The organism is Paenarthrobacter sp. TE3676, assembly GCF_056279165.1.
Window position 1 is genome coordinate 66,993 of record NZ_JBWBQU010000008.1, and the last position, 18,987, is coordinate 85,979.

Here is an 18,987-nt window from a genome sequence, read left to right on the forward strand (position 1 = left end):
ACGCGGGTTCGGCGGATATCACGCGGGTTTCGGGGCCGCCGCTGGTTCCTCAGCACAGTAGCGCGCCACAGCCCGGTCCTTGAGTTGCTCCGCCCACGCCACTAGACGCTGCGAGGCCCGGACGTATTCGAAGAGTTCAAGGGGCGTCAACGATGCCAAGTCCGTCTCGGATAACCGGCGGGCCAGCTCGGCTCCCGGAATCTGCTCAGCCAGGGCAGTACCTTCGCGGCGCCACTGAGTGTCTTCCGGAGGCTCGCCGGCCACGAGCTGCCTGAACAGGAAATCGACGACGCCGGGGCTCATCGCTTTCATGGGTCCTTGAAGGCCTTCCGGCGGCTTTGGAACATCGTTCATGCGGCAATGCTATTCGAACATATATTCGAATTCAAGGGGTTTGTGTCACATCACAGTTGCCGCACAGAGCCTTATGAGACGATCGCTGCATGACTTCGCAAGAGACGGCCCCGATGCGAAAAGCACCCGGCGGCCGACCGATCTCCTCCCGGCTTACCGGGATAGATGCTGCCAGGGGTACGGCATTGTTGGGAATGATGGCCACTCACGTGATGCCGACGTTCGGACCTTCCCCACAATGGGAGCCAACGTTTGTGGGGCTGATGTTCTCAGGCCGATCCGCCGCCCTTTTCGCCGTGCTTGCCGGTATTGGGCTGGCGCTAAGCACAGGCAAGCAGGAGCCCAGGAACGGCACGGAACTGTGGGCGGCACGAGGTGGTGTTGCCATGCGCGCCTTGGTGATCGCCGTCGTCGGGCTCATGCTGGGCGGCCTGGACGTCAACGTCGCCATCATCCTGGTTCACTACGCCGTCCTGTTCCTGTGCATCCTGCCGTTCCTTGGACTCCGGCTCAAGGCGCTCTGCTGTTGGGCGCTTGGCTGGGTCCTGCTGTCCCCGTTGTTGGCGTATCTGGTACGGCCTCTACTACTGGAAGCGAACCCTCCCCTGACATTGGGTCACAACCCCAACTGGGAGGATTTCGGGACGCCTGGACGCCTCGTCGCCGACCTCTTCTTCACCGGGTATTATCCCGTCTTCCAGTGGATCTCGTACCTGCTGATCGGATTGGTGATCGGACGGTTGGCGCTGACGACGGCGAGGGTTCAGGTTCTGTTGCTCACTTGCGGAATAGCGGTGGCCGGCTTGGCAAAGGTCGTCGGGATCCTGGCCATGGAGGCGTGGGGAGGGCGGGCTGCATTGTCGGCCCTCCCGGTCACCAGGGGCTACCCCTTGGAGAGCATGCTTGAGGTCAATGTCACCGGCCTGGAACAGACCGGTTCCTGGTGGTGGCTGGCGACGGCAGCCCCGCATGCCGGGACCAGCCTGGACCTGCTGCATAGTGGTGGCGTGGCTGCGGCTGTGGTCGGCTTGTTCCTGCTGCTCGGCACCCTGGCGGAGCGGATCAAGGTCAACTTCCTGATCCTGCTGAGCGGGCCCGGGGCCATGACGTTGAGCCTCTACTCAGCCCATGTCTGGGTAGTGTCCGGGTTCACCAACCAGCCGTTGCCCTCGGGGTGGACGGACGAAGGCATGTACTGGGCCCAAGCACTTACTGCGATTGTGATTGGCGTCTGTTTCGCCGTTCTACGACGCCGTGGACCACTGGAATGGGTCGCCCACACCGCATCAACCCTGGGCAGTCACCGGCCTGCTGCAGTGGATTGAGAGCGGAAAAGCTTCACGGCATCGCGCATGGAGGCACGGGCACGTTTGCGGTCGCCTGAGGCATCGTAGGCGCAGCTCAGGCGGAACCAGGAGCGCCAGTCCTCCGGAGCGGCCTCGGCCTCTGCCCGGTACTTCTCAAACTCGGCGTCAGCGGCAGCCCGGACTATTCGCCCGCCCGGAGTGCGCGGAAGGTCATCCACCGGCAAGCCGCCCTCGGCCTCCAGGACCTTGGCCATCTGCTCGGTACGGGCACCAAAAAGCAGCTCACGGATGAGTGCCCAGGCTCCAACCACGGGCAGGACCAGGTAGGCCGCACCGATCCCCTTGGCTACCAGGTTAGGGTCGGCGAGCAAGAGGAACGAGCGCTGCACGGAAACCACCAGGTAAAGCACCAACAGCAGGGTAATGGCTCCTACCCAGATTTTGGTGCGGTTTTTCTTCAAGGAAGTCCAGAAATTCCCCATGGTCCTAGAGCCCCAAGTCCAAGTAGCCGTCCAGGCCCACGGTGAGGCCTGGGTTGGCTGCAACTTTCCGAAGCCCCAGCAGGACGCCGGGCATGAAAGAGGCGCGGTCGAACGAATCATGGCGCAGCGTCAGCTGCTCGCCTGGACCGCCAAAAAGCACTTCCTGATGAGCCACCAGGCCGCGGAGGCGAACGCTGTGGACACGAACCCCGTCCACGTCGCAGCCCCGGGCACCGTCCAACGATGTTTCCGTGGCGTCCGGGCTCGCCGGGACGCCGGCTTCCTGACGCGCTTCGGCGATCAGCTGTGCCGTGCGCACTGCCGTGCCGGATGGAGCGTCCACTTTGTTGGGGTGGTGCAGTTCGATGATCTCCACGGACTCGAAATATTGCGACGCCTTCGCAGCGAACGCGGACGCAAGAACCGATCCAAGGGCGAAGTTCGGGGCGATCAAAACGCCGGTGTCCGGCTTTTGCTCCAAGAGGCTCCGCAAGGAATCAAGGCGGTGGGCATCCCAACCAGTGGTACCTACAACGGCGTGGATGCCATGCTCCACGGCGAACCGGACGTTGGTCTCCGTGATGTCGGGAACGGTGAGGTCGACAACGTACTGCGCACCGGCGTCGAGCAGTTTCTCCAGGGAATCGCCGCGGCCGAGAGCGGCTACGAGCGTCATGTCGTCGGCTGCGTCAACAGCCTTAACGGCTTCAATTCCCATACGCCCGTGGGCGCCCAGCACTGCAACAGCAAGTTGTTCGGTCATGCCGTTAACCCTACCGCCGGGCCGGAGCCCGGCAGGAACCGTTACTCCGGCCTACTCCCCTGCTCCAACCCACTCCACGGTGCCGTCAGTGAAGAACTGTTCCTTCCAAATGGGGACTTGCTCCTTGACGCGGTCCACGAGCTCAGCGCACACAGCGAACGCCTGGCCGCGGTGCGCAGCAGCCACAGCACATACCAGCGCGGGGTCACCGATCTCCAGCATGCCGATCCGGTGGGCAGCCCAGATCCGAACGGGCTGCGCAGCTTCACCGGAGTGCTCGGAGACCAACTGCGCAACGACATCTGACATCACCTGGTGTGCCGTGGGATGCGCGCTGTAGCTTAGGCGGTCCACCGCCTTGCCGCCGTCGTGATTTCGAACAACGCCGCTGAAGCTGACCACTGCCCCGGCGGTATCGGATTCGACCGCCCTGATGGCTTGGTCCACGGAAATGGGTTCGGCGCTAAGGACAGCGCTGACCACCTCAAAGTTTGTTTCAGTGCCCATGGCTTCCTTCCAATTGCTCGCAGAGGTGCCCGATCACAGGGTCCAGGACAGCTAAACCGTCCATGACGCCCTTCGGGGATCCGGGCAGGTTGATGACGAACGTCTTCCCCGCTGCCCCGGCGTGGCCACGGCTCAGCATGGCCATGGGGGTTTTGGCGGCGCCGGCGCGCCGGATTCCCTCCATGATGCCCGGAATCTCACGTTCGAGCAGCGGCAGCGTCATTTCGGGTGTGCGGTCATCCGGGCTAAGACCCGTTCCACCGCTGGTGATGACCACTGCGGGTTCCTGCGTCAGGAGGGCCCTCAGGGCAGCACCAACCGGCTCACCGTCCGGCACCACCATGGTGGGGAAGGTATCGAAGCCGTGCTCGCTGAGCCAATCGAGAATAATCGGACCCGTTTCGTCGGCATACACGCCTGCGGCTGCACGGGTGGATGCTATGACGACTCCGGCCTTCCGCTGAGCGTTCGGCTCGCACGCGCTCATGCGCCGGCCCCCTCTACGGTTGATTCTTTGGAAATGTCCCAGTCGCCGCTTTTGCCGCCGCTCTTAGCCAGCACGCGGATATCGGTCAGCACTGCGTGCTTGTCCACGGCTTTGATCATGTCGTAGACACTCAAGGCCGCTACGGAAGCCGCCGTCAGTGCTTCCATCTCGACGCCGGTCACACCCCGGGTCTTGACGGTGGCCAGGATTTCAACCGAGTCAGTGCCCAGCTCGAAGTCGACTGTGACCTTGGAGATCGGCAACGGATGGCACAGCGGAATCAGCTCAGGAGTCTTCTTCGCCGCCATGATCCCTGCAACGCGAGCCACGGCGAGGGCATCGCCCTTGGGCAATTCGCCGGCACCAAGGAGGGCCAGTACGTTGGGGGTGCTGCGGACAGTGGCTGTAGCAGTTGCAACACGGGTAGTGACTGCTTTCTCGGAGACATCCACCATCTGTGCAGTGCCGTCCTGCCTGAGGTGGGTCAGTCCGCCGGAGTGTTCTGTAGTCGCGGGAGTTTGCTTCACAGCATCCATACTTCCACTTCGTCTCCGTCGGTGAGTTCCGTGACGTCGCCGGGTATCTGAACCAGGGCGTTCGCCCGGGCCAAAGCATGGACGAGGTGCGAACCCGCACCACCTTCCATCCGGACCGTTCCGTCCGCGTCCACGGTCCCCCGACGGACCTGGTGTTTGCCTTCCGGCGAGGCCAGGGATTCGGCCAAGCGGGCCTTCAGCACCGGCCTCGGCGCGGGCGTTCCCAGTACCTGCGAAAGGGCCGGCCTGAGAAACATCTCAAATGACACCAGGCAGCTGACCGGATTTCCCGGAAAGCCAAGGAACGGAACACCGTCAAAGGTGCCCAATCCCTGCGGTCCTCCTGGCTGCATGGCCACCGGAAGGAAATCCACCGGATGGTTCGCCATGGCTTGCCGGACCACTTCATAGGCTCCCTTGCTCACTCCCCCGGTGGTAACAATGACATCGACGCGGCTATCCGCTTGCGCGGTGTGACGGCGGAGCACCGCCAGCAGCCTGGAGGGGTCGTCATCGGATACTCCAGTGCGGACCACGTCCAAGCCGGCCTGTCGTAGGGAGGCTTCGAGCAGTGTTCCGTTGGAATCGAAAATCTTGCCGGTCGTGAGTTCTTCCCCCGGTTCCACTACCTCGTCCCCGGTGGTGACCAGCAGGACGCACCAAGATTCGCGGACTTCGACGGTTGTCAGCCCCAACGCCGCCAAAAGCCCCAACTGCGCGGGTCCCATCCGGGTACCGGCGGGCAGCGCCAGTGTGCCCTTCCCGATGTCGCTGCCGCTGTCCCGCACGTAGGTGCCGGGAGCGACCGGAGGCAGTTCCACGACAGCCTCCACTGCGGCAGGGTCCGGAAAAAAGTTTGGCCTCGCCTTTTCAATGGGCACGACGGCGTCGGCCCCGTCGGGGATCATGGCCCCGGTCATGATGGGGGCGGCAAAGCCGGGCTTCAGTGCTTCCGGCGCCGCGCCTGCAGGAACCGGCTCCGCTACCTTGAGCTCCGCACCGCCGTCGGGAATATCTGCTGAGCGGACGGCGAAACCGTCCATTTGGGAATTGGCGAACGGGGGCAAGGAGAGCGGCGCGTAGACATCGACGGCGAGCGCTTTACCAAGCGCCTCAAGCAGTGGCAGGGTGATGTTGCCCTTGCCTGCAGAAACGTCGGTGAGCAGTTCCACCACTGCCTGGCGGTGGACTGCAACAGATCTGGGCACGGACATCCTCCTGGGTGGACACGCTGGCTTCCGGGAAATTCTCCGGACGTACCCAGACTAGGGCCTCAGCCCACCTTGACGTTGATGGTGTGATAGCCCGTGGCGCCATCGGGAGCTACTGGTGCCTTGTCTTCAGTTTGCGGTTCACCTTTGGAATCGGTGGCCCGGACCTGCACTTCGTACTCACCTGGCGTCAGGTCGATGCCGCATTGCCACTGGTACCAAGTGTCGGTGGAGATCGCGCCGGCCAGCGCAGCCTGCTGCCATGGTCCGCGATTGACGCGAAGCTCTACGCCGTTGATGCCCCTGTGCTGGGCCCACGCCACGCCGCCGAATTGGACCCTGCCTGCTTGGACGCTTCGGCCGTTGCGGGGGACATCGATGCGCGATTGCGTCTTGATGGGTCCGTGATCGCTCCAACCCCGAGTCGTCCAGTACGCGGTGTCGTCGGAAAAACGTGTGACTTTCAGTTCGGTTAACCATTTGGTGGCAGAAACAAAGCCGTAGAGTCCCGGCACAATCATCCGCACCGGGAAGCCATGTTCCAGCGGAAGCGGTTCACCGTTCATGCCGACGGCCAGGAGCGCATCACGGTCGTCGGTGAGGGCCTCCAAGGGAGTGCTGGCCGTCCAGCCGTCGTTACTGGTGGACAGGACCATGTCAGCACCGGCTTTGGGCCCTGCCATTGCCAATAGTTCTCTCACGGGCCAACCCAGCCATAGGGCGTTGCCGATGAGGTCACCACCGACGTTGTTGGACACGCAGGCGATAGTGACATGGCGTTCTGTCATGGGCTTGGCGAGGAGGGTAGCAAAGTCGATTTCAACCTCGCGTTCCACCATTCCAGTGACTCTCAGTTTCCAAGCAGGCGGGTCGATGGCCGGGACGGTCAATGCTGTGTCGATCCTATAGAAATCGGCATTTGGTGTAACCAAAGGGCTGATGCCATCCACGGACAGGGACGCGCCGGCCGGGATGGTTTGCAGCGGTGTGGCGGGTTCCGGGAGCGTCATGGAGCCCCGGAAGCCTGAAGCCACCGCTGTGGCCCGGGTAAGGACGGTGGTCACCGTTCCGGCTACGACGGCGGCAAGGGAAGTTCCAGCCAAGGCGTTCAGGAAGCTCCGCCGAGCCAGTGGCGCTTCCTCACGGCCGGGGGTTTCTTCCGACGGAGCCCAGGTTGCCAGCCGACGCACGAGGTTTCGCAGCAGCACCATGGTGAGTACCGCGGCAACAATCGGCGCAAGCGCTGCCTGGGGACTGGCCTGGGCCCGGGTCACGACGGCAGTCAGCCCTGCGACACCCGCCAGTCCGGCGAGGGCCAGGCCCCAGCCATTGCGGCGACGCTCCAAGATACCGGCGAGCGCTGCAAGAATTCCTGCCACGCCCACGATGCAAGCGACCAACACGATCTTGTCGGCGGTACCGAATAGCTGCACTGCCAAGTCTTTGACCCCTGGCGGCACGGCGTCGATTACCGCTCCGCCAAGGGCCGTGACGGGCGAAACCAAAGGGCTCAAGAGGCCGGCGGTCAGTTCGCCTGCAGCGATCCCGGCTGCGCCGGCAGCCACACCCGCGGCGGCAGCCCACAGCGCAGGCTTACCCGTGAGGCGCCGCTGCTTGGTGGTACCGGGTGCGAGCGTGCTCATGTCGTGCCTCCGAGGCGGTTGTCCATTGCGATGGGTTGATGGTCGGGAGGCATCGAAGACCCGGGTGGGGTTGCCCCGGCCGGAAGTGACAACGCAAAGCGACAGCCGTCCTCGACGTTGTCCACTGTGACCGATCCCCCATGAGCTTTGACGATGCCGGCCACCATGCTGAGACCGATGCCGGCCCCGCTGTAGCTGCCCTGTAATGCTTCGCTGGTGCGGCGGGCGGGATCTTTCTGCCAGCCCGTTTCGAACAAGTGCGGGAGGTCCTCGTCCGGGATGCCGCCGCATTGGTCCTGGACGGCGATAACCGCATTTCCAGCGTTCTTCCCTTCAGGGCCGTCCCGTCCGACGCCGTCCCGTCCGACGCCGTCCCGTCCGACACTGATATGGACGTCGCTGCCTGGCTCGCTGTAGATGATGGCATTGAGGAGTATGTTCCGCACTGCCCGGGCGAGGCTTGGTCCGTCGGCGACGGCCATGCACTCACGTTCCCCGCCGCCGTCGAGCCTGATGCCGCGTTTAGCGGCCAGCGGCGCCAGGTCCGAAAGGGCATCGCTGACGAGGTCGTAAAGGTCCAAGGGTTCGGAGCGCATGCGGAGGGTGCCGGCCTGGATCTTGGACAGTTCCGAGAGGTCGTTGACCATGGCCGTCATTTGTTCGGTCTGCCCGATGATCTTCCGGTAATAACCTTGCACATCTGATGCCATGCCGTCCTCAAGGGCTTCGGTCATGGCGCGCATGCTGGCCAGGGGTGTTCGGAGGTCATGGGAGATCCACGACACAAGCTCGCGTCGCGCAGTCTCCAGGGCGGCTTCGCGTTCCCGGGACCCGGCCAGGCTACGGCTGCTGGCCTCAAGTTCCTTGGCCAGTTCTGCGAGTTCGGACGTCATGGCCGGAGCGCTCCCCCGCCCCTGACCCGCTGTGTGTTCCAGGGTTTCGCCTCGGCCCAGTCGCCGGGCGGCGTCAACCAAGTGGGCAGCGTTCCTGGAGACACCGGCACCCAGCATCAGGGACAGTGCAACGGCAACTGCCGAGGCAGTGGCCAGGATGTACCACATGACTTCGAGGTCCCTCGCGGAAATAAACATCGCGTTGAAAGCACTGACCATGCCCGCCACCAGCACGGCGACAGTAGCCACAACCACCAAGCAGATCTGGGTGAGTACCGAGGCCCGGCGAAGCAGCCGGAGGAGCACCCAGGTGGCGGCCCCGATGAACACGGCCCAGAACAGGACCCATGCGAGGATGGTCCACAGCTCACTGCCCTCCATGCTCACCTTCTTCATCGTCCAGGCTCTCAGGCCCGGCGGCATACCGCTTGCCGTCGAAGCGGTAGCCGACGCCCCATACGGTTTTCAACAGCTCGGGTTTGGTGGGGTTGGCTTCGATCTTCTCCCGCAGGCGCCGGACGTGGACCGTGACCGTGGACAAATCGCCGAAGTCCCATCCCCACACGGCCTTGATCAGTTCTTCCCGGCTGAAGACCTGGTGGGGCCTTCGCATCAAAAAAGCCAGCAGGTCGAACTCGCGGACGGTAAGTGCCAGGGGAACTCCACCATGCGTGACTGTCCGGGAAGCGGGATCGAGCTCAAGTCCTGCGGCTTCAACCGGCGGTTCCGGCGCGAATTCCTTGATGCTCCGGCGCAATACCGACCTCACCCGAAGGACCAGCTCCCGGGGAGAGAAGGGCTTGGTGACGTAGTCGTCAGCTCCCATCTCCAAGCCCAGAATCCGGTCGTCCTCGGTTCCCAGGGCCGTGACCATGATGACGGGCACGCTCATGCTTTGGCGGAGTCGGCGACACACCTCAACACCGTCCAGTCCCGGCAGCATCCGGTCCAGGATCACTAGATCAGGTTGTCGCGAGGCTGCCAGCTTGAGGGCGGTGAAGCCGTCCCCCGCCATGTCCACTTGGAATCCTGCTTTCAGCAGGTAATCGCGGACAACGTCGGCTATGGTCTGTTCATCCTCCACCAGGAGGATGCGACGATTCCCGGGCTCCGCTGATGATGCCGTATTAGTGGTCACGCTTTCAGCATAGGTTTGCGGACGTTGCGCAGCACCCGATCCGGGCCCTGAGGGCACAAGTGTATGGAATCCGTAAGAACTGAATGACTGTAATGGGTGTCACTGATCCAGCCGCGGTGGCGTAGCCTGAATTTATGAGTGTTCAGCTGGGCATGCCGGTACCCCCTTCGGGCGGTGCTGTAGGCAGCACGGAAAGCGGCGTGGCAGTTCCGCCCCCACGTCCCGCAGGTACGCCCGCCGGGCTGTGGGACCGCTATGGTCGGCGAGCGACGGATATGCGCCTGTCCCTGACGGACAAGTGCAATCTGCGCTGTACCTACTGCATGCCTGCCGAGGGGCTTGAATGGCTTTCGAAACAAGCCGTGATGACCAGGGACGAAATCGTCCGCATTGTCCGCGTCGGCGTCAATGCCCTGGGCGTTCGGGAGCTCCGGCTCACCGGCGGTGAGCCGTTGGTCCGCGCTGACTTGGTGGACATTATTGCCGGCATCCGGAACGACCACCCGGACCTCCCCATTTCCATGACCACCAACGGTGTAGGACTGGATAAGAAGGCCGCTGCGTTGAAAGCGGCGGGCCTCACCCGGATCAACGTCTCGCTCGACTCCCTCCATGAAGAGACATTTACCAAACTCACCCGACGCCCCTTCCTGGACCGCGTCCTGGCCGGCGTAGACGCCGCTTGGGCAGCCGGGTTGGGCCCGGTGAAACTGAATGCTGTGCTGATGCGCGGGATCAATGACGCGGAGTCACCGGACCTTCTGGCGTGGGCCTTGGGCCGCGGCTACGAGCTTCGCTTCATCGAGCAGATGCCGCTGGACGCCGACCACGGGTGGACCCGGCGCAACATGATCACGGCCGCCGAGATTCGTGAACTGCTTTCCCGCGACTTCGTGCTGGACAACGACCCCCGTGAGCGGGATGGCGCACCAGCCGAGCGCTTTGAAGTACGACGCCGGGACACGGCAACGGGCGTGGCTACGGGTCCGGTCCTCGGTACAGTGGGCATCATCGCCTCCGTCACTGAGCCGTTCTGTTCCGACTGCCGCCGTACCCGGATCACTGCTGAGGGCAAGATCATGAGCTGCCTTTTCTCCCGCGAAGAATTCGATCTCCTGGGCCTCCTCCGTGGGGGCGCCACGGATGACCAACTGGCATCGCGGTGGCAGGACGCCATGTGGGTCAAACCCAAAGCCCACGGCATGGATCACACAGGTCTCGGCGCAGCGGACTTCGTCCAGCCGGACCGCAGCATGAGCGCAATCGGAGGCTAAACCCTTGCTTGTCCGTTACTTCGCTGCCGCACGCGCGGCCGCCGGTGTGGAAGAAGAACTTCACGTCCTCCCGGAAGGCACCAGCCTGGAGGCGCTGCTGGAAGCTGCGCTCGCCGTCGAACGTCCAGTGCCTCCTGAGGGCACCCCTCCGCTGGCCAGAATCGTGGCCCGCAGCAGTTTCCTCCGCAACGAGGTGGCTGTCCGGGATCGTGCGGCTCCCCTGGGAAGCGACGACATCATTGACGTCCTGCCCCCCTTCGCCGGGGGCTAGGCCAAGTACAGGCCCACCCACCAAAGACGGCCCGGGCATATCTTCTCCCGCAGCGCAGTCCTACTCTGGAAGCGTCATCAGGCAACGTCCGGGAAGGAACGCCATGTACACGCTCCAGATTGAGCACGGCATCAAAGATTTTGACATGTGGAAGGCAGCCTTCGACCGCGATCCTCTGGACAGGGCCGGTTCCGGTGTTCAACAGTTCCGTGTCAGCAGGCCAGCGGAAGACTCCGGGGTGGTTGTTGTGGAACTGGACTTCGACACGTTCGAAAAAGCCGAGGACATGCTTGGACGCTTACAGTCCACCGTATGGAATTCGACTGAACGCGCCCCTGCCCTCATCGGCGATCCGAAGACGCGCATCATGGAAACGGTTTACACCGGAAGCTATTAACCCGGATTACCGCCAGATCATGCCTTCCGGAACACACTTTTCAACAACGGGCTGAACTCGGCAGTTCCTTCGAGCCTCAAGTCAGCGGTGTGCACCAATACGCCGTCTTCGACGCGGAACGTATGCCTGGCTACGCCGTCGGCCGTTCTCCGGTCCAGGGTCAGCGTTCCTGCGTGCCATGTCCCGCGGACCGGGCTGGCTGGCGGCCGTCCCATGCTGTCCACGTAATACCACAGAGTGTCGCCGTGGTCCCGGTCAACCGTGAACATGCCGTGGCCTTCGAAGTGCGTGCCGTCGGCTTCGCGGTGCCTGTAGCTCTGGACCACGGCATAGCCGCCGGCGGCCTTGGTGAAGACCGCTTCGGCCTCAGCTGTCCGCGCTGTTCCCCACGGTGACGCAGCAATCTCCGTAATGCCCCGCCAGTGACCGATGAAGTCCCGCAGCATCTCCGCAGCATGGCCGCTTGAGGGCAGATCCATCAGGTCTCCAATGTAGTCAGGGCAGCATCATCGTGTGATCATGCTGCCCTGTTTACAATGCGCGAGTCCAGAGATTCCGGACGGAATCTACTAAAGTCCGAAGGTCTCGGTTTCTTCGAAGGGACCAACAACGGTGATGGTGCGGGGCGCCGCTGCGAGTTCGCGGGCAAGTTCCTGAACGTCCTCCACCGTGACGGCCTTGATGCGGCCGAGGGTCTCGTCAATGTCCTGGAACTCACCGGACACCAGTTCCGCCCGGCCAAGCCGCGACATCCGCGAACCGGTGTCCTCGAGCGCGAGGACAATCCCGCCGCTGAGTTGACCTACAGCCTTCCGAAGCTCTTCGTCCGTGATGCCTTCCTTGGCGAGCTTATCCAGCTCGAGGCCCAGGAGTTCCAATACCTGGCGAACCTTGGAAGGCGTGCAACCGGCGTACATACCGAAGTATCCGGCGTCCGCATACGCTGCCGTGAACGAGTACGTGGAGTACACCAGGCCACGCTTTTCCCGAATTTCCTGGAACAGGCGGGAGGACATGCCACCACCCAAAACGGCGTTCAGTACGCTCATGACAAAACGGCGGTCATCCGTGGCAACGATCGTGGGGCAACCCATGATGATGTTGGCCTGCTCCACGGGACGCTTCACCACGTGCAGCCCTGATGTACCTGTGATGACTGCCCGGTCAGTACCCCGGCGCTCTACAGGCGCAGCGCCATCGTCAAGGTGCCACCCGGCAGCCTTGAGGGCATCAAGGACGAGCTGGCAGACGACGTCATGATCGAGGCCGCCGGCCGCGGTGATGACCAGTTCCTCCGGGCGGTAGTAACGCTGATAGTGCGCCCAGACTGAATCCCTTGCCACGGCTTTGATGGCATCCGGGGTTCCACCGATTGGCCGCGCCAGCGGGTGATTGCCGAGGACGGCCGCTACGAATTTCTCGTGGGCTACATCCGTGGGGTCATCGCTGTCCATGGCGATTTCCTCAAGGATGACGTCGCGTTCCTGCTCCAATTCCGCAGGATCGAGCACCGCGCCGGTGATCATGTCAGCGATGACATCAATGGCCATGGGAAGGTCCGTATCCAAGACCCGGGCGAAGTAGCAGGTGCTTTCCTTGGCGGTGGCCGCATTGGATTCGCCTCCTACCTCGTCAAAGGCGGAAGCGATCTCCAGGGCTGTGCGCCTCTTGGTGCCCTTGAACAGCAGGTGTTCAAGGAAGTGTGTGGAACCGTGCTGGCCGTCAGCTTCATCGCGTGAACCCACTGCCACCCAGAACCCGATGGTGGCCGAACGCTGACCGGGCATTGCCTCGGTCAGGACGCGCACGCCGCCGGGGAGGACGGAGCGCCGTACGACGGAACCGCCCTCGGCACCATGGATCAGTTCGCCACCGGGAAGGGTTCGCTCCAGCGGCAAGGGTACGACAGTCATTAAGGCCTTTCAGGTTAAGGCCGGAAGGGCCGGTGGAGCTTTTTCAAGCCCACCGGCCCTGCCGGGTGTACTGCTTACAGACTACTCTGCGGACTCTTCAGCGGCCTCGGCCGGAGCGTCCTCGGAGGCTGCTCCTTCTTCCTCGGCAACTACCGGGGAGAGGGAGAGCTTTCCGCGGTCGTCGATCTTGGTGATCTCAACCTGGACCTTCTGGCCCACGGAGACAACGTCATCAACGTTGTCCACGCGCTTGCCATTGGCCAGCTTGCGGAGCTCGGAGATGTGCAGCAGGCCGTCCTTGCCCGGAGTGAGGGAAACGAAAGCGCCGAAGGTGGTGGTCTTGACGACCGTACCCAAGTAGCGCTCGCCGATTTCCGGCACCTGCGGGTTGGCGATGGCGTTGATGGCGGAACGGGCTGCATCTGCGGACGGACCGTTGGTGGCGCCAATGTAGACCGTGCCGTCATCTTCGATGGAGATGTCCGCGCCCGTGTCTTCCTGGATCTGGTTGATCATCTTGCCCTTGGGGCCGATGACCTCGCCGATCTTGTCCACGGGGATCTTGACGGCGATGACGCGCGGCGCGAACTCGGAGAGCTCGTCCGGGGTGTCGATCGCTGCGTTGATGACCTCAAGGATGTGGAGGCGGGCCTCGCGGGCCTGCTTCAGGGCTGCTGCCAGGACGGAAGCGGGGATGCCGTCGAGCTTGGTGTCCAACTGGATGGCCGTGACGAACTCGGAAGTACCCGCAACCTTGAAGTCCATGTCACCGAATGCGTCTTCGGCGCCGAGGATGTCGGTCAGGGCTGCGTAGCGGGTCTGGCCGTCAACCTGGTCGGAAACCAGGCCCATGGCGATACCGGCGACAGCTGCCTTCAGCGGCACACCTGCGTTGAGCATGGAGAGCGTTGAAGCACAGACCGAACCCATGGACGTGGATCCGTTGGAGCTGAGGGCCTCGGATACCTGGCGGATGGCGTACGGGAACTCTTCACGCGTTGGCAGGACCGGTACCAAGGCGCGCTCGGCGAGGGCACCGTGGCCAATTTCGCGGCGCTTCGGGGAACCGACGCGGCCGGTTTCTCCGGTGGAGTACGGCGGGAAGTTGTAGTTGTGCATGTAGCGCTTACGCGTCACCGGCGACAACGAGTCGATCTGCTGCTCCATCTTGAGCATGTTCAGCGTGGTGACGCCCATGATCTGGGTTTCGCCGCGCTCGAAGATCGCGGAACCGTGAACACGGGGCAGAACCTCTACCTCGGCGGTCAGCTGGCGGATGTCCGTCAGGCCACGGCCGTCGATGCGGACCTGGTCCTTGAGGATGCGCTGGCGCACAACGTGCTTGGTGACCGAGCGGAAAGCTGCGGACAGTTCCTTTTCGCGGCCTTCGAACTGGCCGGCAAGTGCGCCAAGGACCTCGTCCTTGAGCTCGTCGGAGGCGTTGTCGCGGTCCTGCTTGTCAGCGATCTGGAAAACAGCTGCCAGCTTGTCAGCGGCAGCGGCTTCAACAGCGGCGTAAACATCGTCCTGGTAGTCCAGGAAGACCGGGAACTCAACCGTGGGCTTGGCAGCGCGGGCTGCCAGGTCTGCCTGTGCTTCACAGAGTGCCTTGATGAAGGGCTTGGCAGCCTCGAGGCCCTCGGAAACAACCTCTTCGGTAGGAGCGGTTGCGCCCTGTTCCTTGATGAGGTTCCAGGAGTTGTCCGTAGCTTCGGCTTCAACCATCATGATGGCGACGTCGTCACCGGTGATGCGGCCTGCGACAACCATGTTGAACACGGCGTTCTCAAGCTGGGAGTGCTTGGGGAAGGCGACCCACTGTGAGCCCTGTTCGTCGGCGATGAGGGCGACGCGGACGCCACCAATCGGGCCGGAGAACGGGAGACCGGAAAGCTGCGTGGACATCGAGGACGCGTTGATGGCGACGACGTCGTAGAGCTCATCAGGGTTGATGGCCAGAACGGTAACCACGATCTGGACCTCGTTGCGCAGGCCCTTCACGAAGGCGGGGCGCAGCGGACGGTCCATCAGGCGGCAAGCCAGGATGGCTTCCGTGGAGGGGCGGCCTTCGCGGCGGAAGAACGAACCCGGGATACGGCCGGCAGCGTACATACGCTCTTCGACATCAACTGTCAGCGGGAAGAAGTCGAAACCTTCGCGCGGCTGCTTGCCTGCAGTGGTTGCCGAGAGCAGTGCGGTGTCTTCGTCGATGTAGACCATCGAGGCGCCGGCTGCCTGCTTGGCAAGGCGTCCGGTTTCGAAGCGAATAACTCGCTTGCCGAAACGTCCGTTGTCGATAATGGCTTCGGAGAACTGGATTTCGGGACCCTCCATAGAGAGTCACCTCCGTTTCTGTTAGCGGAAGTCCGCCGCATCAACCCAGGCCTCTTCTTTATTCCTGGCCTGTACGACACCCGGTCATCGATCGAGATCCACGGGCAAATCGTCGCCGATTTCTCCCGGGAATCACTACCGAGGACCGCGAATGCGCGATGCGGTTGATTCCTGTTTTTAGTTGTTGGTAAAGAAGGCGGCCCGTTCCGATAAGGAGCGGGCCGCCCCTAAAGGCAGACTAGCGACGCAGGCCGAGACGCTCGATGAGCGCACGGTAGCGGGCGATGTCAGTGTTCTTCAGGTAGGAAAGCATGCGCTTGCGACGACCAACCATGGCCAGCAGACCGCGCTGGGTGTGGAAGTCGTGCTTGTGCTCCTTCATGTGCTCAGTCAGATCCTTGATCCGCTGAGTCAGGACTGCAACCTGAACCTCGGGCGAACCGGTGTCGCCTTCAGAGGTTGCGTATTCCTTGATGATGGACTGCTTTACAGCGGCGTCAAGTGCCACGTGAACTCCTAGAGTTGTGCCGTGCCTCCCGGTGCAGCGCCTCGCTGACGGGTTGTCCTTGGTACGTTGCCGCACACAAAAACAGGTCCAGCCGCCACGGACTGCAGCCGGATCCACTCATCAGTTTACCGGCACGTCAGCGGTGTTGTCGAAATGCCCCTAGTGCCGGGTCAACAGCTCATGCGCCTGGGCTACGTCCAGGCACATTTGTTCGACCAACGCTTCCGGCCCCCGGTAGGCCACCATGCCCCGGAGGCGCTGCGTAAATTCGACTGCAACGGTCTGCCCGTAGAGGTCAAAGTCTTCAACGTTCTCTTCAGGACGGTCAATCACGTGTGCCTCAACTTGTCGGCTGACGCCATCGAACGTGGGGTTGGAGCCAACGGAGATGGCGGCGGGCCAGCGCGTGCCGGCCTGGTCGATCAGCCACCCCGCATAGATGCCGTCCGCCGGGACATAACCGGTGGAATCATGGGAAAGGTTGGCAGTCGGGAAACCAAGATCCCGGCCGCGGGCAGCACCGTGCACCACTTCCCCGCGCATGCGGTGGGGCCGGCCCAGTATTGCGGCAGCAGTAACCACATCTCCTTCGGACAAGGCTTCCCTCACCCAAGTGGAGGAACAGCGGCGGTCGGTATCGCCGTCGTCGTGGACCGGAAAGCCTCCCGCGCCGTATTCGTTGACAACCTGCACCCCGAAACCGAGTTGATCACCCAGCTCCTGCATGGTGACTACGTCGCCGGCATTGCCGGCACCGAAGCGGAGGTCGTGCCCTACAACGAGGTGTGCGGCGTGAAGTCCGTCGAGAAGGACCTCACGGACAAACTCCAGCGGGGTCATCGCAGCGAGGTCCAAGGTGTACTTCATCACCAGGACAGCATCCACGCCGGTATCGCCGAGGGCCTCAAGTTTGTCCTGAAGCCCCATGATGAGCTCCGGAGCAGAATCCGGCCTGTGGACCTGGGCGGGGTGGGGATCAAACGTCACGGCAACCGAGGGAATGTTGTGCCGCTTTGCCGTGTCGGTCAACTGCGACAAAACGTGCTGGTGGCCACGATGGACGCCGTCAAAGTTCCCGATGGTAACGACAGTAGGTCCGAAGTCCTTGGGGACTTCGGTGGGATCGTTCCAGATGTGGACCATCAACCTCGCCTTTTTACTGCAGATGTTCGTTCCGCCCGGCAACCTCCCGGCGCCGGAACATTCTAAGGTTACCCGCTAGGGTGTTTGACTCAGGACGGCCGGCGTTTGTTGAGCCATAGAAGGCCAAGGATCGGCAGGACGAGCGGGACAAAGCCATAACCGCGGCCAAAGAGGGACCACACAGTGTCATGCGGGAAAGCAACAGGATCAAAGAGGCTGATCGCACCAACCACCAGCACCCCCACGAGCTCAGCGAGCACTGCCGCCAAGGAAACCTTGAACCAGGTACGGCCCGGCTTTGCGAGCGAGATGGTGGCCACAATGTAAACGACGGCGGCGAACGCCGACAGGATGTGCGCCAACGGAGCTTCGGCGAATTTGGTGGCGATCTGGTAGCCGGCACGTGCCGTCGCGGACAACGCGAACACGGCGTAGACCGCGATCAGCAAGCGTCCGGGTCCTGTGTTCCGGGTGTCCTTCTGCCCGGCCTGCCGGTTCGCCGGATTAGTCTCGGTTCCAGTCACGTTGTGTTCTTCCTTCATGGTCAGTACCAGATCTGGTTCATGCGGGCAGCCATCACCAATGCGGTTATGCCCACCGCCGCAAGGACGAAGTTGCTCCAGCGGGTTCGTTCAAGGATGGCCCAATAGACGGCCCCCAAAGGAATCATCAGGGCAACAATGAGGTAGCCCCAGAACTCCCATGCTTCACCGGCCATCTGCTCACCCATGGCAACGCGGACGATCGAGCCCACCAAATACACAACGAGTACAAGCTCGACGGCGAGCACGGAAAAGATGGTGGGGTCATTCGGGGCTTTCTTCATCAAGCCGGCCACGACGCACATGATCGTGGACACCAGTCCAACGATGAGGATGGCGTAAAAGTATCCGTCCATGCCTATTTTGCCTGCCCTGTTCCAGTTCCCGGAGCAAAGACCAGCACGGGTTTAGCGAAGCTGCCCGTGTCTGCCAGCAATGCCACGAGCTCCCCCGACGGCGCGAACGCGGCGGCAGGCTTTTCGGCCGTGGCAGCGTCCGGCGTTCCTGCTCCCGGTCCGGCAGCGATGCGGCGGCCAAAAGATATCTCGGTGGTTTCTTCCTCGCTCAACTCCCGGTTGGGCATCAGCGAGCGTGCTGCCAAGGACATCTCCAAAACCTCGAGCTCTTCTGCCAGTTCCTCGAGCGTGCGCGCTTGATCGAGGGAGTACGGGCCAACTTTGGTCCTGCGCAGGGCTGTGAGGTGCCCACCGACGCCCAAGGCGTTGCCGAGGTCCCGGGCCAACGCCCTGATGTACGTGCCGGAAGAACACTCAACGGTGACGTCGACGTCAACTACCCTGCCGCCGTCGATCCTGGTGATGGAGTGGACATCGAAGCGGTGGATTGTGACCGGGCGAGCCGCGAGCTTGACCTCTTCACCCGAGCGGACACGGGCGTAGGAGCGTTCGCCGTTGACCTTGATGGCGCTGACGCTGCTGGGAACCTGCTGGATGGGCCCGGTGAGCGCGGCCACACCGACGGCAACGGCGTCATCAGTAATGTCCGCTGCGGTGCGGGCCTCCGTGACCTCGCCCTCGGCGTCGTCGGTGATGGTGGTTTCGCCCAGCCTGATAGTGGCGGTGTACGTCTTGGACGTGCCCACAATGTAGGTCAGCAGGCGCGTGGCCTTGTTGATGCCGAGCACCAGGACGCCGGTTGCCATGGGATCAAGCGTGCCCGCATGGCCCACTTTCCGGGTGCCGGCCAGCCGCCGCATCCGGCCAACCACATCATGGCTGGTCCATCCCTGCGGTTTGTCAACGATTACCAGTCCAGAAAGCACGC

Annotated in this window: 22 protein-coding genes; 4 read left to right on the forward strand and 18 right to left on the reverse strand. The window is 62.9% G+C overall.

Annotation, left to right across the window (positions count from 1 at the left end; genetic code table 11):
- Nucleotides 1–18: 18 nt before the first annotated feature.
- Nucleotides 19–354 (reverse strand): hypothetical protein, encoded by a 336-nt coding sequence (locus ACZ881_RS18385; RefSeq protein ID WP_476117533.1) that lies wholly within the window; start codon nt 352–354, stop codon nt 19–21.
- An 89-nt stretch (nt 355–443) separates the two neighbouring features.
- Here ACZ881_RS18385 and ACZ881_RS18390 point away from each other — a divergent pair, with 89 nt between their 5' ends.
- Nucleotides 444–1,679 (forward strand): heparan-alpha-glucosaminide N-acetyltransferase domain-containing protein, encoded by a 1,236-nt coding sequence (locus ACZ881_RS18390; protein ID WP_476117534.1) that lies wholly within the window; start codon nt 444–446, stop codon nt 1,677–1,679.
- Here ACZ881_RS18390 and ACZ881_RS18395 read toward each other — a convergent pair.
- From ACZ881_RS18395 to ACZ881_RS18435, 9 genes are read right to left on the reverse strand one after another with little or no spacing between them, the layout of a single operon-like run.
- Nucleotides 1,655–2,143 (reverse strand): hypothetical protein, encoded by a 489-nt coding sequence (locus ACZ881_RS18395; RefSeq protein WP_476117535.1) that lies wholly within the window; start codon nt 2,141–2,143, stop codon nt 1,655–1,657. The two genes, ACZ881_RS18390 and ACZ881_RS18395, sit on opposite strands and share 25 nt — an antisense overlap.
- A gap of 4 nt (nt 2,144–2,147) precedes the next feature.
- Nucleotides 2,148–2,906, reverse strand: coding sequence for a 4-hydroxy-tetrahydrodipicolinate reductase (gene dapB / locus ACZ881_RS18400; RefSeq protein ID WP_091466475.1), 759 nt, complete (start codon nt 2,904–2,906; stop codon nt 2,148–2,150).
- 51 nt (nt 2,907–2,957) lie between these two features.
- Nucleotides 2,958–3,413: a molybdenum cofactor biosynthesis protein MoaE gene (locus ACZ881_RS18405; RefSeq protein ID WP_364305542.1), complete on the reverse strand. Its 456-nt coding sequence runs from the start codon at nt 3,411–3,413 to the stop codon at nt 2,958–2,960.
- Nucleotides 3,403–3,900: a MogA/MoaB family molybdenum cofactor biosynthesis protein gene (locus ACZ881_RS18410; RefSeq protein ID WP_178996316.1), complete on the reverse strand. Its 498-nt coding sequence runs from the start codon at nt 3,898–3,900 to the stop codon at nt 3,403–3,405. Before ACZ881_RS18410 ends, ACZ881_RS18405 begins: the two co-directional genes overlap by 11 nt.
- Entirely contained in the window at nt 3,897–4,436 is a 540-nt protein-coding gene (gene moaC, locus ACZ881_RS18415; RefSeq protein ID WP_476117536.1) for a cyclic pyranopterin monophosphate synthase MoaC, read from the reverse strand. The genes ACZ881_RS18410 and moaC overlap by 4 nt, the downstream gene beginning before the upstream one ends.
- Complete coding sequence (locus tag ACZ881_RS18420) at nt 4,424–5,650, reverse strand: molybdopterin molybdotransferase MoeA (protein ID WP_476117537.1); 1,227 nt, start codon at nt 5,648–5,650, stop codon at nt 4,424–4,426. Before ACZ881_RS18420 ends, moaC begins: the two co-directional genes overlap by 13 nt.
- A 59-nt stretch (nt 5,651–5,709) precedes the next feature.
- Nucleotides 5,710–7,290: a molybdopterin-dependent oxidoreductase gene (locus ACZ881_RS18425; RefSeq protein ID WP_476117538.1), complete on the reverse strand. Its 1,581-nt coding sequence runs from the start codon at nt 7,288–7,290 to the stop codon at nt 5,710–5,712.
- Complete coding sequence (locus tag ACZ881_RS18430) at nt 7,287–8,564, reverse strand: sensor histidine kinase (RefSeq protein WP_476117539.1); 1,278 nt, start codon at nt 8,562–8,564, stop codon at nt 7,287–7,289. Before ACZ881_RS18430 ends, ACZ881_RS18425 begins: the two co-directional genes overlap by 4 nt.
- Nucleotides 8,551–9,321, reverse strand: coding sequence for a response regulator transcription factor (locus tag ACZ881_RS18435; protein WP_476117540.1), 771 nt, complete (start codon nt 9,319–9,321; stop codon nt 8,551–8,553). Before ACZ881_RS18435 ends, ACZ881_RS18430 begins: the two co-directional genes overlap by 14 nt.
- 134 nt (nt 9,322–9,455) lie before the next feature.
- Here ACZ881_RS18435 and moaA point away from each other — a divergent pair, with 134 nt between their 5' ends.
- From moaA to ACZ881_RS18450, 3 genes are all read left to right on the forward strand, one after another.
- Entirely contained in the window at nt 9,456–10,595 is a 1,140-nt protein-coding gene (gene moaA, locus ACZ881_RS18440) for a GTP 3',8-cyclase MoaA (protein ID WP_178996327.1), read from the forward strand.
- A 4-nt stretch (nt 10,596–10,599) separates the two neighbouring features.
- Nucleotides 10,600–10,866, forward strand: a complete 267-nt coding sequence (locus ACZ881_RS18445; RefSeq protein WP_476117541.1) for a MoaD/ThiS family protein — start codon at nt 10,600–10,602, stop codon at nt 10,864–10,866.
- A gap of 103 nt (nt 10,867–10,969) precedes the next feature.
- Nucleotides 10,970–11,263 (forward strand): hypothetical protein, encoded by a 294-nt coding sequence (locus ACZ881_RS18450; RefSeq protein WP_476117542.1) that lies wholly within the window; start codon nt 10,970–10,972, stop codon nt 11,261–11,263.
- A 17-nt stretch (nt 11,264–11,280) separates the two neighbouring features.
- Here the strand turns inward: ACZ881_RS18450 and ACZ881_RS18455 are convergent, their stop codons facing one another.
- The 8 genes from ACZ881_RS18455 to truB form a co-directional block, all read right to left on the reverse strand.
- Nucleotides 11,281–11,742, reverse strand: a complete 462-nt coding sequence (locus ACZ881_RS18455; protein ID WP_091466458.1) for a DUF1579 family protein — start codon at nt 11,740–11,742, stop codon at nt 11,281–11,283.
- Nucleotides 11,743–11,832: 90 nt separating this feature from the next.
- Complete coding sequence (locus tag ACZ881_RS18460) at nt 11,833–13,176, reverse strand: M16 family metallopeptidase (protein ID WP_476117543.1); 1,344 nt, start codon at nt 13,174–13,176, stop codon at nt 11,833–11,835.
- 81 nt (nt 13,177–13,257) lie between these two features.
- Nucleotides 13,258–15,510: a polyribonucleotide nucleotidyltransferase gene (locus tag ACZ881_RS18465; RefSeq protein ID WP_091466454.1), complete on the reverse strand. Its 2,253-nt coding sequence runs from the start codon at nt 15,508–15,510 to the stop codon at nt 13,258–13,260.
- Between the two features lie 238 nt (nt 15,511–15,748).
- Nucleotides 15,749–16,018, reverse strand: coding sequence for a 30S ribosomal protein S15 (gene rpsO / locus ACZ881_RS18470; RefSeq protein ID WP_017198030.1), 270 nt, complete (start codon nt 16,016–16,018; stop codon nt 15,749–15,751).
- Nucleotides 16,019–16,177: 159 nt separating this feature from the next.
- Nucleotides 16,178–17,161, reverse strand: a complete 984-nt coding sequence (locus ACZ881_RS18475) for a bifunctional riboflavin kinase/FAD synthetase (RefSeq protein WP_476117544.1) — start codon at nt 17,159–17,161, stop codon at nt 16,178–16,180.
- 89 nt (nt 17,162–17,250) lie between these two features.
- The gene (locus ACZ881_RS18480) at nt 17,251–17,703 is read right to left on the reverse strand and encodes a hypothetical protein (RefSeq protein WP_476117545.1); all 453 of its coding nucleotides are present in this window, start codon (nt 17,701–17,703) and stop codon (nt 17,251–17,253) included.
- Nucleotides 17,704–17,705: 2 nt separating this feature from the next.
- Nucleotides 17,706–18,059, reverse strand: coding sequence for a hypothetical protein (locus ACZ881_RS18485; protein ID WP_091466448.1), 354 nt, complete (start codon nt 18,057–18,059; stop codon nt 17,706–17,708).
- 2 nt (nt 18,060–18,061) lie between these two features.
- A complete protein-coding gene (gene truB / locus ACZ881_RS18490) occupies nt 18,062–18,985 on the reverse strand; it encodes a tRNA pseudouridine(55) synthase TruB (protein WP_476117546.1) in 924 nt (307 codons plus the stop codon).
- Nucleotides 18,986–18,987 lie beyond the last annotated feature (2 nt).